At 52.0% G+C, this 24,007-nt stretch carries 21 protein-coding genes; 8 read left to right on the forward strand and 13 right to left on the reverse strand.

Going from position 1 to position 24,007, the window contains the following annotated elements; genetic code table 11:
• Window positions 1–108 precede the first annotated feature (108 nt).
• The 4 genes from J3P34_RS15190 to J3P34_RS15205 form a co-directional block, all read right to left on the reverse strand.
• Entirely contained in the window at window positions 109–405 is a 297-nt protein-coding gene (locus J3P34_RS15190; protein ID WP_210489524.1) for a GIY-YIG nuclease family protein, read from the reverse strand.
• 56 nt (window positions 406–461) lie between these two features.
• Window positions 462–2,864 (reverse strand): 3-hydroxyacyl-CoA dehydrogenase/enoyl-CoA hydratase family protein, encoded by a 2,403-nt coding sequence (locus J3P34_RS15195; protein WP_210489525.1) that lies wholly within the window; start codon window positions 2,862–2,864, stop codon window positions 462–464.
• 171 nt (window positions 2,865–3,035) lie between these two features.
• Window positions 3,036–3,470 (reverse strand): MarR family winged helix-turn-helix transcriptional regulator, encoded by a 435-nt coding sequence (locus J3P34_RS15200; protein WP_210489526.1) that lies wholly within the window; start codon window positions 3,468–3,470, stop codon window positions 3,036–3,038.
• A 285-nt stretch (window positions 3,471–3,755) separates the two neighbouring features.
• On the reverse strand, window positions 3,756–5,522 hold the full coding sequence (locus J3P34_RS15205; protein WP_210489528.1) for an AMP-dependent synthetase/ligase: 1,767 nt from the start codon (window positions 5,520–5,522) through the stop codon (window positions 3,756–3,758).
• Between the two features lie 154 nt (window positions 5,523–5,676).
• Between J3P34_RS15205 and J3P34_RS15210 the strand changes: the two genes are divergently transcribed.
• From J3P34_RS15210 to J3P34_RS15230, 5 genes are all read left to right on the forward strand, one after another.
• Window positions 5,677–6,825, forward strand: a complete 1,149-nt coding sequence (locus J3P34_RS15210; protein WP_210489529.1) for a formimidoylglutamase — start codon at window positions 5,677–5,679, stop codon at window positions 6,823–6,825.
• Between the two features lie 557 nt (window positions 6,826–7,382).
• On the forward strand, window positions 7,383–7,613 hold the full coding sequence (locus J3P34_RS15215; protein WP_210462021.1) for a cytochrome b5 domain-containing protein: 231 nt from the start codon (window positions 7,383–7,385) through the stop codon (window positions 7,611–7,613).
• Between the two features lie 54 nt (window positions 7,614–7,667).
• Entirely contained in the window at window positions 7,668–8,519 is an 852-nt protein-coding gene (locus J3P34_RS15220; RefSeq protein WP_210489530.1) for an N-acetylglucosamine kinase, read from the forward strand.
• Window positions 8,516–9,322, forward strand: coding sequence for an N-acetylmuramic acid 6-phosphate etherase (gene murQ, locus J3P34_RS15225; RefSeq protein WP_210489531.1), 807 nt, complete (start codon window positions 8,516–8,518; stop codon window positions 9,320–9,322). Before J3P34_RS15220 ends, murQ begins: the two co-directional genes overlap by 4 nt.
• A 150-nt stretch (window positions 9,323–9,472) precedes the next feature.
• Window positions 9,473–10,042, forward strand: a complete 570-nt coding sequence (locus J3P34_RS15230) for a hypothetical protein (RefSeq protein WP_210464014.1) — start codon at window positions 9,473–9,475, stop codon at window positions 10,040–10,042.
• A gap of 156 nt (window positions 10,043–10,198) precedes the next feature.
• Here the strand turns inward: J3P34_RS15230 and J3P34_RS15235 are convergent, their stop codons facing one another.
• The 5 genes from J3P34_RS15235 to era all read right to left on the reverse strand — a co-directional run bounded on the left by J3P34_RS15235 (window position 10,199) and on the right by era (window position 13,731).
• Window positions 10,199–10,393 (reverse strand): hypothetical protein, encoded by a 195-nt coding sequence (locus J3P34_RS15235; protein ID WP_210462027.1) that lies wholly within the window; start codon window positions 10,391–10,393, stop codon window positions 10,199–10,201.
• Between the two features lie 50 nt (window positions 10,394–10,443).
• A complete protein-coding gene (locus J3P34_RS15240) occupies window positions 10,444–10,638 on the reverse strand; it encodes a hypothetical protein (RefSeq protein WP_210489532.1) in 195 nt (64 codons plus the stop codon).
• A gap of 256 nt (window positions 10,639–10,894) precedes the next feature.
• A complete protein-coding gene (locus J3P34_RS15245) occupies window positions 10,895–11,110 on the reverse strand; it encodes a hypothetical protein (protein WP_210489533.1) in 216 nt (71 codons plus the stop codon).
• Window positions 11,111–11,183: 73 nt separating this feature from the next.
• Window positions 11,184–12,497: a ribosome biogenesis GTPase Der gene (gene der / locus J3P34_RS15250; RefSeq protein ID WP_210462034.1), complete on the reverse strand. Its 1,314-nt coding sequence runs from the start codon at window positions 12,495–12,497 to the stop codon at window positions 11,184–11,186.
• A gap of 343 nt (window positions 12,498–12,840) precedes the next feature.
• Window positions 12,841–13,731, reverse strand: a complete 891-nt coding sequence (era, locus tag J3P34_RS15255) for a GTPase Era (protein ID WP_210489534.1) — start codon at window positions 13,729–13,731, stop codon at window positions 12,841–12,843.
• 531 nt (window positions 13,732–14,262) lie between these two features.
• On the opposite strand from era, the gene hemH reads away from it, so the two are divergent.
• On the forward strand, window positions 14,263–15,291 hold the full coding sequence (gene hemH / locus J3P34_RS15260) for a ferrochelatase (RefSeq protein WP_210489535.1): 1,029 nt from the start codon (window positions 14,263–14,265) through the stop codon (window positions 15,289–15,291).
• 193 nt (window positions 15,292–15,484) lie between these two features.
• On the opposite strand, the gene J3P34_RS15265 is transcribed toward hemH, so the two are convergent.
• Complete coding sequence (locus J3P34_RS15265) at window positions 15,485–16,066, reverse strand: LOG family protein (protein WP_210489537.1); 582 nt, start codon at window positions 16,064–16,066, stop codon at window positions 15,485–15,487.
• A 417-nt stretch (window positions 16,067–16,483) separates the two neighbouring features.
• Window positions 16,484–17,962, reverse strand: a complete 1,479-nt coding sequence (gene proS / locus J3P34_RS15270; protein ID WP_210489538.1) for a proline--tRNA ligase — start codon at window positions 17,960–17,962, stop codon at window positions 16,484–16,486.
• A 200-nt stretch (window positions 17,963–18,162) separates the two neighbouring features.
• Between proS and J3P34_RS22260 the strand changes: the two genes are divergently transcribed.
• Together J3P34_RS22260 and J3P34_RS15280 are read left to right on the forward strand one after the other, a co-directional pair.
• Window positions 18,163–19,248 (forward strand): hypothetical protein, encoded by a 1,086-nt coding sequence (locus J3P34_RS22260; protein WP_210489539.1) that lies wholly within the window; start codon window positions 18,163–18,165, stop codon window positions 19,246–19,248.
• A 20-nt stretch (window positions 19,249–19,268) separates the two neighbouring features.
• The gene (locus J3P34_RS15280) at window positions 19,269–20,750 is read left to right on the forward strand and encodes an OmpP1/FadL family transporter (protein ID WP_210489540.1); all 1,482 of its coding nucleotides are present in this window, start codon (window positions 19,269–19,271) and stop codon (window positions 20,748–20,750) included.
• 103 nt (window positions 20,751–20,853) lie between these two features.
• On the opposite strand, the gene lpdA is transcribed toward J3P34_RS15280, so the two are convergent.
• Window positions 20,854–22,257, reverse strand: coding sequence for a dihydrolipoyl dehydrogenase (lpdA, locus tag J3P34_RS15285; protein ID WP_210489541.1), 1,404 nt, complete (start codon window positions 22,255–22,257; stop codon window positions 20,854–20,856).
• 106 nt (window positions 22,258–22,363) lie between these two features.
• Entirely contained in the window at window positions 22,364–23,998 is a 1,635-nt protein-coding gene (gene odhB / locus J3P34_RS15290) for a 2-oxoglutarate dehydrogenase complex dihydrolipoyllysine-residue succinyltransferase (protein WP_210489542.1), read from the reverse strand.
• Window positions 23,999–24,007: the final 9 nt, after the last annotated feature.

Below are 24,007 nucleotides of genomic sequence, written 5' to 3' on the forward strand. Positions count from 1 at the left end.
TGAGGTGTTTCTATAAAAACAAACGAAAAACGAGTTTCATTCTATTTTCTCATCTTAACGCTCCCCCACTTTTGTCATCCTGAAAGGACCTTGGTGGCGAACGGTAGATCAGTCTACTATCTTCAGAAAAAGCATCTTTGGGTTAATTGTCTTGATCAAAGCTTCTTTTTCTTCTCGGCTCATCAGCTTTACTTCTTTTTCTCTTTCAATGGGGTGCTGCACATGGGTGTGTCGCTCATAGTACAGCAACTTATAACAGTAATACCTTCCAGCAAAAGTCTCCGGCTTTCCTCTGTTATCCCGATGCTCAATTAGCCTCCGGACTAAATCATTGGTCATGCCTACGTACAGCACTGTCTTACTTGGATTGGCGGTGATATAGACAAAGTAGTTATGGTGTTTCATGGCTACTGCTTGTCTAGTTGGCCACCAAGATCCTTTCAGGATGACAGAGAGGGAATTTAATTCCGCAGGGGCTTACCGGTGGTTAAGATGCTCTTGATGCGTTCCAGGGTCTTGCGTTCGCCGCAGAGGCTCAGGAAGGCTTCGCGCTCCAGGTCCAGCAGGTATTGCTCAGAAACTTCTGAGGGCATAGACAAGTCGCCGCCGCACATCACGTACGCCAGTTTCTCAGATATTTTACGGTCATGGTCAGAGATGAACCCGGCCGCCTGCATGGCGTGGGCACCGGTGATGAACATCCCTAGACCGCCGCGGCCCTGTACCTTGATGTTGGTCTTAGGCGTAGGTCTGGTGTAACCGGCCTCGGCCAGAAGAATGGCTTCTGCTTTGGCTTCTGCAAGCTGGCGGTTGGTGTTGAGGGTGATGCCATCGCCGTGGCGCATGAAGCCGAGGTCGTATGCTTCAGCGGCAGAGGTAGAGACTTTGGCCGTCCCGATGGTCATGAACACGTTACGCAGGGCATTGTATTCGGTATCGCCTTCTTCATAGGCGGCCGAGGTGCGCAAGGTCATTTCCTTCGTGCCGCCACCGCCCGGGATTAAGCCTACGCCAAATTCTACCAGCCCGATGTACGTTTCAGCGGCCGCTTGTACCCTGTCGGCATGAAGACATAGTTCGCAACCGCCGCCCAGCGTTAGACCGTGCGGCGCGGCCACCACCGGAATAGCCGAGTAGCGCATCCGCATCATGGTGTTCTGGAACTGCTTGATCATGAGGTTGAGTTCATCGTACTCTTGGTCCAGGGCGTACATGAACACCAATCCCAGGTTAGCACCGGCGGAGAAATTAGCGGCTTCGTTGCCCACTACTACGCCTCTGAAGCTCTGCTCCGCTAAATCAATGCCTTTGTTCAAGCCCTGGATGATCTCGCTCCCGATGGCGTTCATCTTGGAATGGAACTCCACGTTCAGGATGCCGTCACCAAGGTCAATGATGGAGCACCCGGCGTTTTTCCAGACCACGTTGGTACCGCGCAGCACGTCCAGCAAGACGAAGTTTTCGGTGCCTGGAATCTGCTTGTATTCTTTGGTGGGGATGTCGTAGTACTGACGCTGGTTGTTCTGGCTGCGGTAGAAGGTCTCATGGCCGGCTTCCAGCATCTCATAGATCCAGTCGGCGGGTTTGTAGCCGGCGGTCTCCATTGCGACTACGGTTTCGCGCACACCAAAGGCATCCCAGGTCTCAAACGGACCCAGCTCCCACCCGAAGCCGGCGCGCATGGCATCGTCAATGCGGTAGAGTTCGTCGGAGATCTCGGGAATACGGTTGGTCACGTACTGGAACAGACCGAAGGAAGTCTCCCGGAAGAAATCGCCGGCTTTGTCCTGGGCCTGGCTGAAGGCTTTGAGGCGCTTGCGCAGGTCTTCAATGGGCTTGAGCGTTTCCATGCTCTGGAACCGGACTTTTTGCTTAGGCCCGTACTCCATGGTTTTCAGGTCCAGCGTCAGGATTTCGGTGGCGCCTTCAGGGGTTTTGGTTTTCTTGTAGAAGCCCTGGCGGGTTTTATCACCCAACCAGTTGCGCTCCAGCATTTGCTGAATGTAGCCCGGCAATTGGAACAGGTCGCGCTTTTCATCGGCTTCGCCGGTTTGGTACAGGCCTTGCGCTACTTTGGCCAGCGTATCCAAACCTACTACATCGGAAGTCCGGAAGGTGGCGGATTTTGGGCGGCCCACTACCGGACCAGTCAGACGGTCTACTTCGTCTACGTTCAGGCCCAGTTTCTCCATGACGTGCAGCACCTGCATGATGCCGTAGATGCCCACACGGTTCGCGATGAAGGCCGGTGTGTCTTTGGCCAATACGGTGGTTTTACCCAGGTACAGGTCGCCGTATTTCAACAGGAATTGGGTGATCTCAGGATCGGTCTCCTCCGTTGGGATGATCTCCAGCAACTTGAGGTAACGCGGCGGGTTGAAGAAGTGGGTTCCGCAGAAGTGTTTCCGGAAATCATCTGAGCGACCCTCAAGCATAAGGTGAATGGGAATACCCGAGGTATTGGAAGTGATCAAGGTGCCGGGCTTGCGGAACTGCTCCACACGCTCAAACACGCTCTGTTTTATCTTGAGGTTCTCCACCACCACTTCAATGGTCCAGTCACAGGTGGCGATGCCGGCTAGGTCATCGTCGAAGTTTCCGGTCTGGATGAGGCGGGCATCGGTTTTCTTGTAGAGCGGCGCGGGGTTAGAAGTGATGGCCGTCTGCAGCGCGGTGTTCACTATGCGGTTACGCACCAACTTGTTTTCCAGCGTGAGGCCTTTGGCTTCTTCCTCGGGCAGCAGCTCGCGGGGCACCATGTCCAGCAGGAGCACCTGCACGCCAATGTTAGCGAAGTGGCAGGCAATACGCGAGCCCATAATGCCTGAGCCCAGCACCGCCACTTTCTTGATGATTCTCTTCATAGTTACTCTTTTTTGTATCTGGATGTGCGTTTCTAGGGGCGCACGTTTTTTTCTCTTAGGCACTCTCGGGGCTTCCTTCTAAAGAAACGAAGGTTTTGCCAGGTTTATGCTTTAGGTCTTTTTCCCGGAAAACAGGCGCAAAACAGAAAGCCCTTTCTCTCCCTCCCAGCCTTAGAACACTTTCTTAGACTCTATGAGGTTGTTGATCTGGCCTACCACCTGGAAGAACACCTGCAACTGGCTCTCGGGGATTACCTCACGTACCTTCTGGTTGAACCGCCGCACGGTGACCCGGCTCACTTCGCGCTTCTCCAGGCCCAGCTCGGTGAGCAGAATCCGCACCGAGCGCTTGTCCTGCTCATCGGCTACCTTGTAGATGAGGCCTTTCTCCTCCATGCTTTTGAGGATGCGGGTGAGGCTTCTGGCCTCCAGCCCCAGCAGCGGCGCGATCTTGGTGGCCGGCGTCCCTTTCTCGGGATCAATGTTGAGCAGCACGAACCCAATGGAGGTGGTAATGTCGTTTTTCACCGCCTGGGTATTGTACATGCGTGCAATGGCGTGCCAACATACCTTGATATTATAGTCAACCGTCTCGTTTGCTTTCATGTGGTGTTTCTGTCTCTTACCAAATTTAGAAAAAATTGTTATGCTTGCATACTATAAACCGAAAAATTTTCAAACTGCTAAAAGATCAAACGGCATCCTTTACTAGAATTCGGTTGTGGCAAAAGATGATTCACTACGTTGCCACTTTGATAACGAACAAAGGTTCTGCCTCTTTTACAGAACTCCATTTATACGCTACTTTCTGAAAAATAAGGCCAAAACAGCTTGGCTTAAAAACAGAAGAGGAGACCCATAATCGGGTCTCCTCTTCTGTTTTATTCTGACCTATGCCGTGCGGTACAGGCTTTCAATTAAGCTCCGGTAATTGTTGGTGATGACCTTACGCTTGATGCTGAGTTTAGGCGTCATCTCGCCAGTTTCCACGCTCCAGAGCTTAGGCAGCAGGACAAACTTCTTAATCTTCTCGTACTGCGCCAGATGCTCATTCGCTTTGTCTATCTCCTTCTGGAACTTGGCAATGATCTCAGGCTTCTTCACCATTTCTTCGTTGGTGGTATACGGGATGCTATGAATTCGGCACCACTCCTGCAAGCCTTCAAAGGCGGGCACGATGAGCGCGGCCGGGAATTTCTCTCCCTCGCCTACCACCATCACCTGCTCTACCACCAGAGACTCCTTCAGTTTGTTCTCAATCAGCTGCGGTGCGATGTACTTACCGCCCGAGGTCTTGAACATCTCCTTCTTGCGGTCAGTGATTTTGAGGAACTTGCCCTCCACCAGTTCGCCTATGTCGCCGGTATGGAACCAGCCATCGGGGTCAATCACCTCAGCGGTGAGGTCTGGGCGCTTGTAGTAGCCTACCATCACGCTCTCAGAACGGGTCAAAATCTCACCGTCTTCGGCAATCTTTATTTCCACGTTGTTGATAGCCGGACCAACGGTGCCGATCACGTTGTTTTCAGGTTCGTAGCGGTTCACGGCAATTACCGGCGATGTCTCAGTAAGGCCGTAGCCTTCCATGATGCGGATGTTGGCGCCCCAGAACACGCGCGCCAACCGTGGTTGCAAGGCAGCCCCACCAGACACAATCACTTTCACGTTTCCGCCTAGCGCTTCCTGCCACTTGGAGAAGATCAGCTTGCGGGCTAATTTCAACTGGGTATCATAGAAGAAGCCCGGCGAGGTACGGGTGTCGTATTTCTGCCCTAAGGCCAGCGCCCAGAAGAACAGGCCTTTCTTCACGCCGGTCAGCTCGCCGCCTTTGGCCACAATCTTGTCATAGACTTTTTCCAGCAGACGCGGCACGGTCACAAAGATGTGCGGCTTCACTTCCTTGAGATTATCGCCTACTTTTTCAATACTCTCGGCAAAGTAGATAGACACGCCCACCGAGAAGTAAATGCAGGACACCATGCGTTCATAGATGTGGCAGAGCGGCAAGAAGCTCAAGGCGCGGTGCTCCTGGTTTACCGGCACAAAGGGCTTCACGTTGGTGAAGTTGCTCACCAGGTTATTGTGCGACAGCATCACACCTTTGGGCGCGCCGGTAGTACCAGATGTGTAAATGATGGAAAGCAGATCCGATGGTTTCACGTCTGCTTTGTACGGCTCCAGCGTAGCCACATCTTCGCCCTCGGCGAGCTTCAACAACTCAGACCAATGCTTGGCACCAGGCACGTGGTCAAAGGTGTAAATCTCCTGAACGCCGGGTATGTCAGAAATAGCTTCTTTTACCTTGTTGTAAAGATCCTCGGTGGAAACCAGCACAAGTTTGGCCTCAGAGTCTTTCAGGATATACCGGTAATCTTCCACCGTGATGGTAGGGTACAAAGGCACGCTCACCGCCCCGGTCTGCTGAATGCCGTAGTCAGAAAAAGTCCACTCCGGGCGGTTCATGGAGATGAGGGCCACCTTGTCATCTTTCCTGATTCCAGACTTGATCAGGGCCAGGCTCAACTTGTTAGCCGTCTCCAATACCTGCTGGGTACTGTACTTCACCCATTCTCCGTTGATTTTTGCGGCCAGACAGTCTGGTTGCGGGAACTGTTCTAACTGGTTGGTCAGTAAATCAAAAACCCGGGTCACCTTCATAGATTCTTCTTTCTAAGTGGAATAGTCGGTTAATATAACGCAAAATCATTTAAAAATAACAAAATCTGGCCTAGCCTCTTTAATCGAATTGTTAAAAATGCTTGTTCCTGCTGGCTTATAAATACCTAAATTTGATTTTTGCCACACGTACTGCATGAACCTTTCCATATTCTTTGAACCTCTTCCGGAAGAACTCTTCGGGGGGGCAGACGCCCCTAAAACCGTAGGTGGTTACCTGGCTCCTTTTATTCACTCTTTCCCAAACTGGCGCTCTGCCGAGGTGGTGCTTATTGGCTTACCGGAGTACCGCGGCACCTCCAACGCTACAGACCTCACTTACCAAGGCCCTAACCTTATAAGGCAGGAACTGTACCGCCTCATGAAAGGAACCGGCTCCTGGCTGGTCATGGATCTGGGCAACCTGCTGCCGGGCATTCACCTAGAAGACACGTACCTGCGCCTGAAAGAAGTTATTGAGATTCTGGTAGACGCCGGCAAGTTCCCTATCCTGCTGGGTGGCTCGCATGACCTCACCTACGGCCAGTTCCTGGGGTATGAGCATTTGTCTAAAACGGTGAACCTGGTGATGATAGACAGCCAACCCGATATGGCCCATGTAGAAGATACCGCTCCGGACCAACATCACCTGCACCGCATACTCCTGCATGACCCTAACTACCTTTTTGGGTTCAGCCATATAGGTCACCAGACCTATCTCACGGATACTACCACGCTGGCCGCCTTTGAAAAACTCCATTTTGAACTGTACCGTCTGGGCCAGGTACGCCAGCAGATGCAGGAGATGGAACCCATCATCCGGCAAGCCGACCTGATCAGCTTTGACGTTTCCGCCATTCGGCACCAAGATGCGCCCGGCCAGGCCGTTGCCAACCCCTTCGGGCTCACGGGCGAGGAGGCCTGCCAACTGTGCTGGTACGCCGGCCAGAACGACCAACTCAGCTCGCTGGGTTTCTACGGCTACCGCCCTGAGTTTGACCACCGCTCCCTTACGGCTATCACCCTGGCTACTATGGTTTGGTACAGCATTGAAGGCTTCTACCAACGGCAGGGCACGCTGGACTTCCACAGCAACCAGTTCCTGCGGTTCTCGGTGGGTTTCCATGACAATCCCAACAAGATGTACTTCTTTAAAAACCGGCAGACTGAGAAATGGTGGATGCAGGTAGACGACCTATCGGGCCGTCGCCCGTCCCTCATCGTGCCCTGCAGCTACCAGGACTACCTCACCGCCGCCGACGGCGAAGTCCCGAATAGATGGATTGTGATGCAGGCGAGGCTTTAATGTGCTAATGACTTAATGTGCTGATGTGCTAACTTTGGAAATGTGCTGATGGGTTAATTTGCTGATGTGCTATTTCAAGGAGCAAGCATTTTGTTTAGAAAAAGGCATTATGAACCGACAAGACCTTAATACCAGTACCTAAGGCCTGTGCTAGCAACGTTCATCCTGGCCAATACCTTTCCCTTTTTTGTCATCCTGGAAGGATCTTGTGGGCAAACTAGGTAGGCCGCTGCAATGAAACAATACATTATTTAGCCGGCTTTCTAAGGAGCACTCCCCAAAGGAGCCTTTTGTGCATAGCCAACAGCATTACAGTTCGCCTACAAGATCCTTCCAGGATGACAAAAGAGGGAAGGGAAAGAAGGGTGTGTTAAGGAATTTAAATAAGTGCTAGAACTGAGAAACTACTAGCGTAAAGCAAAAGACATTTCCAGCCAATTTTCAGAAAACTGCCTTAAAAAGGAAAACAATTACCACTACTGAGCATCCATAATTAATAATTCACACATCCTCACATTTTCTAATTACCACATTACTCATCTTAGCACATTAAACCCATGCAAGAATACACCCGCGCGCAGTTAGCCCTCAGGAACGGACAGGACCGGGACGAGATCTGGGTGGCCTACAAGGGCGAGATCTATGACGTGACCAAGTCCAGGTTGTGGCGGCGGGGGAACCATTATGAGCACTGGGCCGGGCAAGACCTCACCGAGGAACTGAAGGACGCGCCCCACACTGAGTATGTGTTCGATAAGTTTTCCGTCATCGGAATCTTAAAAAAATAGCTCTGTTTTGAGCGGTTTTTCAGAGATTTGACCTTAGTTCCTGATCCAACTTTTATGATTCTTATTGCTGACAGCGGCTCTACCAAGACCGCCTGGCGTTTACTAGACCACGAAGGCGTCAAAGCCCAGGCCCATACCCCGGGCATTAATCCGTATTACCAAAATACCCAGGAAATTGCCCTCACGTTAAAGGACAGCCTTTTGGCGCAACTTTCCGGCCACACACCCCAGGAGATTTACTTCTACGGCGCCGGTTGCAGTGCCAAGGACAAACAGGAAGTGGTGGTCTCGGCGCTCAGGGAAATCTTTCCCGACTCTCTGGTTCAGGTAAATCACGATCTGGAGGCGGCAGCCCGCGCGCTGTGCGGCCAGAAAGAGGGTATCGCCTGTATTCTGGGAACCGGCTCCAACTCCTGCCTCTATGATGGCGAGAAGATTGTGCAGAACGTGCCCAACCTGGGCTTTATCCTGGGTGACGAAGGCAGCGGCGGCTACATGGGCAAACTGCTGGTGCAGGCTTTCCTGAACCAGGAACTGCCCCAGGACGTGCATGAGCTCTTCATGACCCGCTACAACACCAACCGAGACGAGATTGTGGACCATGTATACCGCCAGCCTTATCCCAACCGCTACATGGCCAACTACGCCCGGTTCCTGTCAGACCATCGGGAACACCCGTTCATCTACGGGTTGATCTGCCAGTGTTTTGGTGATTTCTTCCGGAAAACCGTGATGAAGTACCCCGATTTTCAGCAGAAGGAAACCCATTTTGTGGGCTCCATCGCTTTCTACTTCGCAGACATCCTGCGTACGGTAGCCAAAGAGCACCAGATTAACGTAGGTCAGATATTAGAGAGTCCAATTGAAGGCCTGAGCCTGTACCACCAACAGAAAATAACCGCATGAGTACTACTGAAACCGCATCTAACTACAATCATCTAGAGCAGATGAGCGTGCAGGAACTCCTCACCAACATCAACAAAGAAGACAAAACCGTGCCTTTGGCGGTGGAAAAAGCCATTCCGCAGCTGGAGAAACTGGTGGAGGCCACGGTGGCTAAACTGAAAGGAGGCGGCCGCCTATTCTATATTGGCGCGGGTACCAGCGGCCGTTTGGGCGTGGTAGATGCGTCTGAGTGCCCTCCTACGTTTGGGGTACCCTTTGATCTGGTCATCGGGATCATGGCCGGCGGCGACAAAGCCATCAGGAAAGCCGTGGAGTTTGCCGAGGACGATGACCAGCAGGCCATCATTGACTTGGACGCGTACGGCGTGAACGAGAAAGACGTGGTAGTGGGTATCGCGGCCTCGGGCCGAACCCCTTACGTGATTGGCGGCCTGCAGGCCTGCAACGAGCGTGGCATTACCACTGGCTGCATCGTCTGCAACGCCGACAGCAAAGTGGCGGCAGTGGCCAAGTTCCCGGTAGAGGTAGTGACCGGCCCCGAGTTCCTGACCGGCAGCACCCGCATGAAAGCCGGTACCGCCCAGAAACTGGCCCTGAACATGCTCACCACCTCCACCATGATCCAGCTGGGCCGTGTGAAAGGCAACAAGATGGTAGACATGCAGCTCACGAACCACAAACTGGTAGACCGTGGTGTACGCATGATCATGGATGAACTGAATATCTCTGAAGAGAAAGCCAAGGAGCTACTGGAGCTGCACGGCAGCGTGCGGTCGGCCATCACCTCGGCGGCTGAGCACTAGGATTTCTGTTTAGAAGCTGTTTTCTGCAAAATGGCCCTGAAACAACTCCAGGAAGATCCGCCCGTGACCGGCGGATCTTTTTTTATGCCGTTCTGCCATCCATCTAAAGAGTTTCTGCGTTATGCAATTCTGCAGTCATTCACTATTGCCATGCACACCATTGAACCTTTCTATAACTGGATAGAGGCGTACTCTGCCTCCGAAGACGAACGCTCGCCGCTGTATGGCGCCGAGAACAACGAGAACGAATACACGCACACCATCTACGGGTACTACATCCACCCGCAGTGGGACGACATTGATTCTGAGACGCTCTTCATCAAAATACTGTACGTTGACTACCATGACAACTACGCCGTGATAGAGCTCATAGGCGAGTGGAACGATACACTCAACAACGACATCATGACCCTAAAGCGCAACGTGCTGGACTTGATGATTGGGGAGGGCATCAACCACTACATCCTTATTGGGGAGAACGTATTCAATTTCCACGGCTCAGATGATTCTTACTACGAGGAGTGGTTTGAGGAAGTGGAGGAAGGCTGGATTGCGGCCATCGGGTTCCAGGAGTTTGTGGTGCAGGAGATGCAGCAGTACCACCTAGACTATTACATCAACTTTGGCGGAAACCTGGACAAAATTCCGTGGCGCACCCTGGCGCCGCCGCAACTCTTCAACGTGGTAGACAGCATGATCCAGCGCCGGCTGGGTGCCTGAGTTTCTGCGCCGTTTCCTGTAAAACAGGCCCTAAACACATCTGCTTCCCAGTAAGGAAACCTTGTAAACGATCTTCCTTTATCAGTCCTCATCAGGCATAAAAAAGAGACGGCACCAATTGGCACCGTCTCTTTTTGTTTGTTCTTACAGAAGAACTTAGTTTGGATCCGCAGCGTCAACGCTGTCTTCCCGCTCTTCGGCTGCTTCCTCTGGTCCGGAGTTGTCAGCGTCGTCTTGGATGTCTTCGGTTTTTTCTGTTTGGTCTTCAACCTGGTTTTCTTTGGCAGAATCACAGGAAGCGAAGGTCATCATACCAGCGGCCATGGCCACCATCAAGAATGTCTTTTTCATAGTTTTATTTTGTGTGTAAGTCTAATGTGCGGTGCGAGATCAGCTTTGCCTTATTCTGGATCTACCTGATCAATACTATCCTTGGCTTGTCTGGCTTGTCGGGCCAAAGTAGTGTCTCCGGCCATCTCGGCATGGGTTTCTACTTTTTCTGCTTGATCTTCCATGTTATTTTCCTTCTTAGAGTCGCAGGCGGAGAAACTCACCAGGCCACCCAAGAAAGCAAACATAACCAATGTCTTTTTCATAGTTTTATTTTGTCTGAACGGATAATCTATTCTAAGCACTCTTTCTTTCTAGCGCACAGCAAATGAGCGCCTTACATAAAAATCCTTGTGCTTCTTGGGCATATGTACGCATGTATGGGAAAATGGATATATTTTCAAGACCTGATATAAGAACAATGCAATCACATTCTTTTAAACGAACAAAGGCGCAGACCCTTCCTGAAATTCATCAGGAGCGGCCCGCGCCTTTGCAAATAAGATTTTGTGAAACTGGTACTTAGTTTCTGTCTGACAGAGAATCTGTAGCCAGAGAATCCGTGCTTAGCCCGGCAGTGTCCACGGGCGCTGCGGTGGTCTCAGCAACATCTGTGGCATGGGTGGCATCTTCCATGGTAGCGGAAGACGGGGCGGCGGTTTCCTGTGCTTCTTTTGATTCACAGGCAGAGAAAGACAACAAAGCTGCTGCTGCCACAAACGATAAAATAGTCCTCATAGATAAAGGTTAATAATACAGGGTTAGGTAGTAGTAGGTATGTCGCGGGTAGAAAGAAACAGGCAGTAGCCGCCTATTTCTTTCTGAATACTAAGTTAACGGGCACGCCCTCAAAACCAAAATGCTCGCGCAGACGATTCTCCAGGTAGCGTGTGTAAGACTCTTTGATATACTGCGGCAGGTTGCAGAAAAACGCGAACGTAGGTGTGTGCGTGGGCAACTGCGTCACATATTTGATCTTCACAAACTTGCCTTTGATGGATGGCGGCGGATAGCGCTCAATCTCCTTCAGCATGGCATCATTCAGCTTGGAGGTTGGGATCTTCATAGAGCGGTTCTCATACACGTCAATGGCGGTTTCAATGGCCTTGTGCACGCGCTGCTTGTTCAGCACGGAGATAAACACGATGGGTGGGTACGCGATAGGCGCGATCTTCTCCCGGATGGCGTTCTCCATGTCACGCATGGTGTTGGTTTCTTTCTCCACCAGGTCCCACTTGTTCACCAGAATCACTAATCCTTTGCGGTTCTTATCTGCCAGTCCGATGATGTTCATGTCTTGGGCTTCCAGACCACGGGTAGCATCCAGCATCACAATCACAATGTCGCTTTCCTCTAATGCCCGCACAGAGCGCAGCACCGAGTAAAACTCTATGTCTTCGTGCACTTTGCTTTTCTTCCGGAGCCCGGCGGTATCCACAATGATGAACTCCTTGCCATAGGCGTTGTAGTGCGAGTGGATAGAGTCACGAGTGGTACCGGCAATGTCGGTCACGATGTTGCGGTCCTCGCCCAGCAGCAGGTTCACAAACGAGGATTTACCTACGTTTGGTCTACCTACCACGGCAATGCGCGGAATACCAGCCTCGGGGTTCTCAATGCCTTCCTCGGGGAAATGGGATACCACGGCATCCAGCAATTCACCGGTACCGGAGCCGTTCTGGCTGGAAACAGGGAAGATCTCGTTCTCAAAACCCAACGCGTAAAATTCCCCGGATAAATGGCCGCGGGCGTGCGTATCGGCTTTGTTGGCCACAATGTACACGGGCTTATCGGTGCGGCGCAGCACGTTGGCGAACTCCTCGTCCAGACCGGTGAGGCCCGCCTCCACGTCTACCATGAACAGGATCACATCGGCCTCTTTGATGGCCAGTTCCACCTGCTTCCGGATTTCCTCCTCGAAAATGTCATCTGACCCGTGCACGTATCCGCCGGTGTCAATCACAGTGAAATATTTGCCTGTCCACTCGCCGTGGCCATAATGGCGGTCACGGGTTACGCCGCTCACGTTGTCCATGATGGCTTTGCGCTGACCTACCAGACGGTTAAACAGGGTTGATTTGCCCACGTTGGGGCGTCCTACAATGGCGATTGTATTTTGTGCCATATCAATTGGAATGTGCGTTTTGAGGCTCCTTTTCGGGAATCGCTCCCAAAACGCGGGTTAAACCTGCAGTATCGCCTTCGTGGCGCCGCTAGGGAATTGTTGGTATTTAGTTGTTAGTGACTGGTTGTTAATTGATCAGCTCTTAGCTTCTCTCCAACCGCAACTACTTAATTTACGCTTTCTTCTCTTTGTCATCTTGGAAAGATCTTGTAGGCGAACTAGAATGGCTTTGATTAACCATTCTACCGTTTGCTACCAAGATCCTTTCAAGATGACAGAAAGGAGATATAAACATGTGTACAATGATGAATTTGCACATTTTCACATCTCCAAATTTTCAAATCTAAATGCTGTTATAGCCGAAACGGTCCAGGAGGCGTTTGTCGGCGCGCCAGTTCTCGTTCACGCGTACGTAGAGATCCAGGAACACTTTCTTCTGGAAGAACTCTTCCATGTCTATACGGGCCTGGGTGCCTACTTTCTTGAGCGCGGCGCCTTTGTCGCCAATCACAATGCCTTTCTGGCTTTTGCGCTCCACGCTGATCTCGGCGCGCATTCTGATGATGTCGTCATCTTCCTTGAACTCCTCAATCACCACCTCGCAGCTGTAAGGGATTTCTTTTTTGTAGTTGAGAAAAATTTTCTCCCTTATCATCTCAGCCGCAAAGAAACGCTCAGGCTTGTCGGTTAGTTCATCTTTGGGATAATACGCCGGATGCTCGGGCAACAAGTCCAGAATTTTCTGGAACACCCCCTCCGTACCCTGGCTGTGCAGCGCCGAGATGGGCATGTATTCCTGTGCCGGCAACTGCTCCTTCCAGTATTCTATTTTAGCGACTACCTCTTCCTGGTTGGCCTGGTCAATCTTGTTGATGAGCAGCAGAATGGGGGCTTTGGCTTTCCGCAGCCGCTCCACCACCTCGCTCTCATCGTGCTTCTCGTAGATATCGGTCACGAACAAGATCACATCGGCGTCTTCCAGGGAAGCGTGTACAAAGCGCATCATGGACTCATGCAATTCATACTGGGGCTGGATGATGCCGGGCGTGTCTGAGTACACAATCTGGAAATCCTCTGAGTTGAGGATACCCATGATGCGGTGGCGGGTAGTTTGGGCTTTAGAGGTGATGATGGAGAGTTTCTCGCCTACCATCACGTTCATCAACGTGGACTTGCCAACGTTAGGCTTGCCTATGATGCTTACAAACCCTGCTTTGTGCGGCTTCTCTGCCATTTTTCACCTCCTTTTTAAAATAGTTTGCAAAGGTACGGCTTTTTAACGAGTTCTCCCTCAGGAGCTAAAAGTCTGTCTTTTAGGTACGCAGTAACCGGGCTTACGTTTTGAAGCTGTTTTCTGGAAAACAGCTCAGAAGAATATCAAAGGTCTTCCTAGCCTCCGCTGGCGCGAGTTTCCGGCTCGTGTCCGCACGTGTTGCGGGATTACCCCTGTTGATTGTTCCGGAATATTATTGTTCTGAAAAAGAGGATCAGGAACGCGTGCGGACACGAGCCGGAAACTCGCGCCAGTGGAGGAATGTGTTTTAGATCAAGTGAAGCCTGCTTTATTCTCAAAGAAGGGTTAAAACATTTTCCTGCCCTATCCGCTTATCAGCTTTAGGCTTGTTTCCCAGAAAACAACCTTGAAACAGAAGTAGTCGTCTCTATAAGACATTGTTAATATCTATAGGAAAATGATGCATATCATCAATTTGGCCTGTGCCAACTGCTTCTCAAATCCGTATCTTTGCAGCTCAATTGAAAGCGTATGAAAAGTGGAGCCACTGGCAAAACAGGAGTATTATTAGTGAACCTCGGCACGCCGGACTCTCCCAGCGTACCGCACGTGCGCAAATACCTGCGCGAATTCTTATTAGACAAACGGGTGCTGGACATTGCGGCGCCTAACAGATACATGCTGGTGAACGGCGTAATTGCCCCTTTCCGGGCCCCAAAATCGGCGAAGATCTATGCCCAACTGTGGACCGAGCGCGGCTCGCCATTGCTCTTCCACGGCTTGGACTTACAGCGGCTGGTGCAGGAGAGACTGGGCAAAGATTACCACGTGGCATTTGGCATGCGGTACCAGAGCCCCAGCATTGAAAATGCGCTAAGAGAGATGCAGGAGAAGGTAGTGGACCGCATTGTGGTGCTGCCGCTGTTCCCGCAGTATGCCTCGGCTAGTACCGGATCTGTGCAGGAGAAGGTGATGGAGATAGTGAGCAAGTGGGAAGTCATCCCTGATATCAGGTTCATCAGCACATTCTGCAACCACCCCGGCTTTATTGGCACCTTCGCCGAGATCGCCCGCGAGCACATGGCCAAGCGCGACTATGATCATTTCGTATTCAGCTACCACGGTTTGCCAGAGCGCCAGATTCTGAAAGCCAGCACCAAAGGCTATTGCCAGCTAGGTGCCTGCTGCAACACGTACCACAGCCGTAACCGCTACTGCTACCGAGCCCAGTGTTTTGAGACCTCGCGGCAATTGGCAAAAGTCCTGAACATACCTGAGGACAAGTACACCGTCTCGTTCCAGTCCCGCCTGGGTAAAGATCCTTGGCTGCAACCCTACACCGATTTTATCTTAAAAGACCTGGCCGCTGCCGGCGTGAAAAGCGTGCTGGCGTTCAGCCCCGCCTTTGTGGCCGACTGTTTGGAAACCACCATTGAAGTAGGAAAAGAATTCAAAGAGGAATTTGAGGCTGCTGGCGGCGAGCACTGGCAACTGGTGGAAAGCTGCAATACGCATCCTACCTGGATCAATGCCGTGACGCAGATGGTGCTGGAAGCCTAGAGCAGGATTTTATAGATTAGAATAATTTTCAGGATTAGGTTATTAATTAAAGAAAGAGGCGTTTGGGGCTGTTTATGTAAAAACAGCTCCCAAACGCCTTCTTATTTTTAGCTGATACGAGACTTCTGCCTCCAGGCAGAGAGCCTTCACCAGCTTAATCCTGAAAATCATTCTAATCCAGAAAGTCCTGCTTCTAGATACGCTTGAAATCCACCCATTTCTCAGTAATCACGGGTGAATGGTTGAGGATTTGGTCTAGTAAGACATCGCCCTTATCAGCGATGATGATGTTGTTGCGCTGCTCGGCCTTTACAAAACCTTCTGTGACGCTGTGATCCATCATCTGCAGGAATGGATTGAAGTAGCCGTTCACGTTGTACAACGCGGCTGGTTTCTGGATGATCTTAAGTTGGTTCCAGGTCACGATTTCGCAGAACTCATCAAACGTCCCGAAACCTCCGGGCATGGCCACGAAGGCGTCTGACTCAGCGGCCATTAAAGCCTTGCGCTCGTGCATGGTTTGCACCACGTGCAGTTTAGTGAGGCCAGCGTGGGCAACTTCCATGTCTACCAGGCTCTGCGGAATCACGCCCACCACCTCACCACCGCCGGCCAGCACCGCATCAGCAATCACGCCCATCAACCCTACCTTTCCGCCACCATAGACTAAGCGGATGCCTTTCTCCGCGAACAAAGTTCCCAATGCTTGGGCAGCTTCTCGGTAAACAGGATTGTGGCCGCTGCTGGCCCCGCAAAAAATAGCGATGCTTTTCATGATCTACTGACTTAAAGGTTTGTAGCGGTAAAAGTACGAAAGCCCCGATTCTCACGGCTTTGTTTTGGGGCTATTTTCCCGGAAACAGGCCAAAATCACACGCTCTACCTTCCTGCTTTTGCTAGATCTGTAGCGTCGTTACACCGTAACGACGTGTTTCAAGAAAGCGACAGTTGGTGCAAACAAAACAAACCCATCCCTCGCAAAGATTACTTCGCAATGATTTAAGGTTGAGCCGGGAGAGACATTCCCGTTTCATAGAGACACGTCGTCACGGTGTAACGACGCTACGTTTTTGATCTAATTCCCAGAAAACAGACCCAAAACAAAACGGGAGCCACTTACGCGGCTCCCGTTTCTTATCCTAGTCAAAATGAGAGACATTTTCACATCTCCACATTCCCAAATCTTCAAATCTTAGTACGCTCTGGCAAAGTACACGCGTCTGCTGGAAGGTTTACCGGTGACCATGTCCACGCCTTCTTCCTCTGGTGAATCCAGAGCGATGCAGCGGATGGTGGCTTTGGTCTCTTCCTTGATGCGTTCCTCGGTCTCAGGGGTGCCATCCCAGTGAGCCAGCACAAAGCCTGGTTTCTCGTCCAGGATGCGCTTGAATTCGTCGTAAGAATCAACTTTGGTGGTGTTGGCTTCTCTGAAGTCCAGGGCACGTTGGAAGATGTTGGCCTGAATTTCATCCAGTAGGGCTGGGATGGTGTTCACCAGGTCATCAAAAGCTTGCGAGCCTTTTTCTTTGGTGTCGCGGCGGGCCACTTCGGCGGTGCCGTTCTCTAGGTCACGGCCTCCGATGGCGATGCGAACCGGAACGCCCTTCAACTCCCACTCGGCGAACTTGAAGCCCGGGCGCTCGGTGTCGCGGTCATCGTATTTCACAGAGATGCCTTTGGCCTCCAGTTGCTTTTTCAGGCCAAGCACCTTCTCGGAGATCTGTGCCAGCTGCTCCTCGCCTTTGTAGATAGGCACAATCACCACCTGGATAGGCGCCAGCTTTGGCGGCAGCACCAGACCTTCGTCATCAGAGTGCGCCATCACCAGGGCACCCATCAGACGGGTACTCACGCCCCAGGAAGTTCCCCATACGTGCTCCAGTCCGCCTTCTTTCGTGGCGAATTTCACATCAAACGCCTGCGCGAAGTTCTGGCCCAGGAAGTGCGAGGTACCGGCTTGCAGAGCTTTTCCGTCTTGCATCAAACCTTCAATGCAGTAGGTGTCTAGGGCTCCGGCGAAACGCTCATTAGGGGTTTTCTTTCCGCGTACCACAGGCAGCGCCAGGAAGTTCTCCGCAAAATCGGCGTAGACGTGCAGCATTTGCTCGGTCTCCGCGATGGCTTCTTTCTCAGTAGCGTGGGCGGTGTGACCTTCCTGCCAAAGGAACTCGGCGGTACGCAGGAACAGGCGGGTACGCATTTCCCAGCGCACTACGTTCGCCCATTGGTTGATGAGCAATGGCAGGTCGCGGTAGCTCTGGATCCAGCCTTTGTAGGTGCTCCAGATAATGGCTTCTGAGGTAGGGCGTACAATGAGTTCTTCCTCCAGTTTGGCGTTGGGGTCTACCCGCAGTTTGCCGGGCTTGTCTGGGTCGGTTTGCAGGCGGTAGTGGGTCACCACGGCGCATTCCTTGGCGAAACCCTCGGCGTTCTGTTCTTCGGCCTCAAACAAACTTTTGGGCACAAATAGGGGGAAGTACGCGTTGGTATGTCCAGTAGCTTTGAACATATCGTCCAGGACGCGCTGCATCTTTTCCCAGATGGCGTAACCGTACGGTTTTATGACCATGCACCCGCGCACCGCCGAGTTTTCGGCAAGCCCGGCCCGTTTCACTAACTCATTATACCAGAGAGAATAATCCTCACTTCGTTTAGGCAACCCTTTGCTCATTTTTTGTATCTTTGATAGAGAAGAAATATATAGCGATTCTTAAATAACGCGGCATAGATTTTGCTTTATTTCTTGGGCGAATCCATACCTTTTCGGCTCAAAAATACGTTAATATATCCGAATAGAAACGTTGGCGAACCGGATACTCTTGTTTGGGCTCGTGAATTGATCTAGCATCCATTACCAACAACTATACTCCAATGAAATATTATACAAATAAACTGCTCATACTGCCGCTGCTGGGCTTCCTGGCGGCCGGGTGTAGCACGTCATCCAATCTGCAGACCAGCGAGGCAGATGACGTGTATTTTTCCTCTTCAGACAAAGTAACCTACGTTGAGCCTGTGGCCCAGGAGCAAGAGGTGAGCGAGGCAGATGCCGCTGGAGTGGATGACGCTGACCGGGACATCACCGAGCGCGTGAGCGACCCAGAGTCCTATGCCCAGAACCGCCGCAACAGCACGCCTTACCAGTACTCTTACTATGACGCGCCGTTCGGGAACCCGTACTACGCTTACCAAGCTCCGTTCTATTATCCCGGCCGCTACTACTCCAGAGCCGTGATGATGAACCCTTGGCTGGATCCTTTCTATGATCCGTTCTACGGACCAAGTATGGCAAGCATGGCCATGTATGACCCATTCTGGCCAACCCCTGGTCTCTCTATCGGTATAGGTCTGGGCTTTGGCCGATATTATAACCCTTGGGGATATGGCCTTGGTTATGGCTATGGTTATGGTTACAACCCTTACAGATACGGCGGTGGTTACTATGACAGCTTCTACGGTGGCAGGGTGATCGCTAACCGGGTGGCTTACGGACGCAGAGATGACAGAAGTTCTAACGTAGGCGGCCGCAACCCCAATATTTCCCGTGATGGCCGTGGCAGCATTGCCGCCCCAGGCACTCACAGATCCAGCAATGTAACGGCCTTGGAGCCAGGTTACAGAAACCGGTCTTCTTCCCGTAACAGTGTAACCAACGCAGACGGAACTGTACAGCCACGCCGCAGACAGATGCCAACCGGCACTCAGTCACAGGAGATAGGCGTTTCGTCTCAGGAAAGAAGAGTGCGTACCAGCTCCGGAAGCTCTGAAGGCGTACAGCCAACCAGACGCCAACGCTCAGTTGACTACACACCTGCTCCGGTTCAAAGACAAACAGAAGCCCGTACTCGCTCTTATGACCCAAGCCCTTCTTATGAGCCTTCCCGTTCCTCCTCCTCTGGTTCTTCTGGCGGCGGCGGAAGCAGCTCTGGTGGCGGTGGTCGCAGAGGCAGAAATTAATCCCCCTTCTCTTTAACTACATGAAACGATATAGCTTTCTTTTGGCCTGCCTGGCTTTGCTAGGCAGTGCCGGGAAGAGCTTTGCCCAGAATGAGGTAGATGCTCTCCGTTATTCCCGTACTGAATTTGGCGGCACTGCCCGCTCTATGGGCCTTGGCGGTGCCAACGTGGCCTTGGGCGGCGACGCCGGTTCTTTTTCTACCAACCCGGCTGGTTTGGGTCTTTTCAGACGTTCTGAGATCACGGTATCTGCCGGGGTGAACGTGAACGAGGTCAACAGCACGGTCTATGGTTCACAGGCCACCAACAGCCGAAACAACCTTAACATCCCGGGCTTTTCGGCGGTATTCTCTACCCGCAAAGCCGATGACGAGGAAGGTGACTGGCGTTCCAGTTCTTTCGGGATTGGTTTTACCAGGCAGAACAACTTCAACCAGCGTAGTTTCTACCGGGCTACGGGCCCTGAGCAGAACCTGAAGTTTGGCGAGTATGCAGCCCAACGAGCGAATGCCTTTGGCCTGAACACCAATTCACTCCAGGAACTGGCCTATGAGACGTACCTCATTGACCAGGATGCGCAGGGATATTATTATCCTAACTGGGTAGAGACAAACGCCTTCCAGGAGAACATCCAGACCACAGGCTCGCAGAACCAGTGGGACTTTGCCTACGGCGCCAGTTTTAGAGACAAGATTTTTGTGGGCGCGTCTTTGGGCTTGACCACCCTGCGTTTCAAGCAAACCAGAACGTACTCTGAGGAAGGCCCAGCCACTGACATCACGGACCTGAGCCTGCGCGATGACTTAACCACTGAAGGATCTGGTTTGAGCCTGCGGGTAGGCGCCATCTATCGGCCGAGTGATGCCTTGCGTTTAGGCTTCTCGGTGCAGACGCCTACCTGGTACACCTTAACAGACCGATATAATACCAGCCTCACTGTGAACTTCAACCAGGCTCCGGAAGACGGCGCATCATTGAACCAATACTTCTCCACCGATCCGGGTGAGTACGAGTACAGCCTTACCACTCCTTTCAGAGCTAGCGGTGGGGCAGCGTTCTTCCTGGGTAAAAACGGTTTCATCACTGCCGATGTGGAGTACGTAGACTACAGCAACGCCCGCCTGGACTCTGATGATTCTTTCCAGAACGAGAACCAGACCATCAAGAATGTGTATGACAAAGCCATGAACTACCGCTTAGGCGCCGAGGCTCGGTTCAACATCTTCAGGGTGAGAGCCGGCTATGCCCTGTACGGAGATCCGTTCAAAAACAGCGACGTAGATCAGGCCCGGTCTTACTACACCGGTGGTTTCGGGATCAGGCAAAACAACTTCTTTATTGACGGTGCCCTGGTGTATAGCAAATACAACAGCATGTACTCGCCTTACACCAACCTGGAGGCGAACGATCAGAACTCAGAGTTCTACAACTTAACGGTGCCCACTGTTACTAATAAAATTTCTAATACCAACTTTATCGCTACTGTTGGTTGGAACTTCTAATAATGTTTCAAGCCTGTTTTCCTGAAAACGGGCTTGAAACAAAGCATAAAAGAAAGGGCTCTCCTGCATCAGGAGAGCCCTTTCTTTTATAGCTATTGAATTCTTATATATGGATGGCCCTGTTCTCAGTAGCCGCCAGACAAGCTTCCTTCATTGCCTCGGTGTAGGTAGGGTGTGCGTGACTCATCCGGGCGATGTCCTCAGCAGAGGCACGGAACTCCATGGCTACCACGGCCTCGGCAATCATGTCCGCGGCCCGTGGCCCAATCATGTGCACGCCCAGGATCTCATCGGTTTTGGCATCAGCTAACACCTTCACGAAACCGTCGGTGTCCATAGATGCTTTGGCACGGCCTGAGGCTTTGAACGGAAACGAACCAGATTTGTAGGCTACTCCCTGGTGTTTAAGCTGCTCCTCGGTGAAACCTACGCCAGCCACTTCTGGCCAGGTATATACCACACCCGGAATCAAGTTGTAGTTGATATGCGGCTTCTGGCCGGCCAGTTGCTCGGCTACCAACACTCCTTCTTCCTCAGCTTTGTGCGCCAGCATAGCACCTCTGATCACGTCCCCGATGGCGTAGATGCCGGGCACGTTGGTTTGCAGGTGATCGTCTACGGCAATCATACCGCGCTCACCCAGCTGTACGCCCGCGTTTTCCAGGCCTAAGCCTTCGGTGTATGGCTTACGACCTACAGAAACTAAGCAGTAGTCGCCTTCAAACGTCACGGTTTGTCCTTTCTGGTTCTCGGCAGTCACTTTCACTACGTCGCCTTCTACTTGTGCGCCGGTTACTTTGTGCCCGAAGAAGAATTCAAAGCCTAGTGTCTTCTTCAAAACCCGCTGCAGCTCTTTGCCCAAGGCACGGTCCATGGTTGGGATGATGGCATCGGTGAATTCCACCACGGTCACTTTCGCGCCGAGGCGGGCATACACTGATCCCAGTTCCAGACCAATCACACCGCCGCCAATCACGATCATGTGCTTTGGTACCTCTTTCAAGGTTAACGCCTCGGTAGAAGTGATGATGCGGTTCTTATCAAGCGGCAGGAAAGGCAGGCTGATGGGCTTAGAGCCGGTAGCGATGATGGTTTTATCTGTCTCAATCTGCTGCTCGGCACCGTCCTGACCAGCGATTTTGATGGTGTTTTTGTTCACGAAAGAACCCAGACCGTTGTACACATCGATCTTGTTTTTTTTCATGAGGTAAGAGATCCCGTCGTTGTTGGATTTCACCACATCACCTTTGCGGGCGATCATCTGCTCTATGTTCACCTGCAGGTTCTCCAGTTCAATCCCGTGCGTTTTGAAGGTATGAGCAGCGTTGTGGAAATGCTCAGACGAGTCCAGCAGCGCTTTGGACGGAATACAGCCCACGTTAAGGCAGGTACCACCCAAAACCGAATATTTCTCAATAATGGCGGTTTTCAACCCCAGCTGCGCACAGCGGATAGCGGCCACGTAGCCTCCTGGACCTGAACCGATTACCGTTACATCGTATTTCATGTTCTTTCTTTTTATGTGAAGAAAGGCTCCGTACCCGCTCTTGTCCAGCAGCACGGAGCCTTTCGTTTTTAACTCATTTTTACGAATTCACGCGTAAAGCGCAAGCTTAGACTCCAAGAAGTAATCTCATTGGGTCTTCCAGCAACTCTTTCACGCGCACCAGGAAACTCACTGACTCACGACCATCAATGATGCGGTGGTCATAAGAAAGCGCCAGATACATCATTGGTCTGATCTCTACCTGATTGTTGATAGCCACCGGACGGTTCACGATGTTGTGCATCCCCAGAATAGCCGACTGCGGCGCATTGATGATTGGCGTAGACATCATGGAACCGAATACCCCACCGTTGGTGATGGTGAAGGTACCACCGGTCATCTCGTCAATACCCAGTTTGTTTTCGCGGGCGCGCTTGGCCAGACGAACAACTTCTTTCTCGATACCGTCCAGGCTCAGACCTTCGGCATTGCGGATCACCGGCACCACCAGACCTTTAGGCGCAGACACCGCGATAGACACGTCACAGAAATCATTGTATACGATCTCACCGCCATCTATCTGGGCGTTCACCGCTGGCCACTCCTGCAGGGCCACGGTACAAGCCTTCACGAAAAACGACATAAAGCCTAAGCCTACTTCGTGCTTCTCTTTGAACTTGTCTTTGTACTTGGCCCGGATGTCCATGATCGGTTTCATGTCTACCTCGTTAAAGGTGGTCAACATGGCCGTTTCATTTTTCACCGCTACCAGACGGCGGGCAACTGTTTTACGCAAGCTGCTCATCTTCTCGCGGCGGCTGTTGCGGGATCCTGGAGCGGCCGGGGCCGGAGCAGCAGATTCCTTGGCAGCAGGGGCAGCAGGGGCGGCGGCAGGCTGAGGCGCCGGAGCAGCCGGACGAGCCTGCGCGTTTTGCGCGTCTTCTTTGGTAATACGACCATCTCTGCCGGTACCATTCACATCTGCAGCATTGATGCCTCTCTCAGAAAGGATTTTGCCGGCAGCCGGCGATGGCGTACCGCTGGCGTAGGTAGTAGCGCCTGAAGTTGCAGCAGCAGCTTGGGCAGGTTGCGTTGCGGCCACGGTCTGCGGGGCAGGCGCGGTAGACACACCAGAACCAGCACCTACTTCAATGCGGCAGATGGTAGCACCAATTTCCACGGTCTCACCTTCCTGGGCCACGATTCTCAGAACCCCGGCCGCCTCGGCAGGCAGTTCAAACGTGGCTTTATCAGACTCCAGTTCGCAGAGAACCTCGTCCATAGACACCTGGTCACCGTCGGCTTTGAGCCATTTGGAGATAGTTACTTCAGAGATAGACTCACCTACCGTTGGAATTTTCACCTCCAAGGTCTGGCCGGCTCCACCACCTTGCGGTTGGTTAGGAATGCCCTGGCTTGGGGTGTTCTCAGCAGCTACGGTACTTTGCGGGTCTGTCACAGATTTAGACTCAGTAAGGCTGTGCTGGGTAGAAACGGTGGCAGGCTGCGGGGCAGAAGCACCTTGGCCAGCACCATCAATAGTGCAGATTACTTCTCCAATAGCAATGGTATCGCCTTCCTGGGCTTTGATTCTTAGAATACCGGCGGCTTCGGCGGGTAACTCAAAGGTGGCTTTGTCAGATTCCAGTTCGCAGATCACCTCGTCCATGGCAACCTGGTCGCCGTCTTGTTTTAACCATTTTGCAATGGTTACTTCTGTGATGGATTCCCCAACCACCGGTACTTTTACTTCTAAGCTCATATTTCTCTT

Origin of the sequence: Rufibacter aurantiacus, from assembly GCF_017916345.1 — a bacterium.
In the GTDB taxonomy this organism is placed as follows: domain Bacteria; phylum Bacteroidota; class Bacteroidia; order Cytophagales; family Hymenobacteraceae; genus Nibribacter; species Nibribacter roseolus.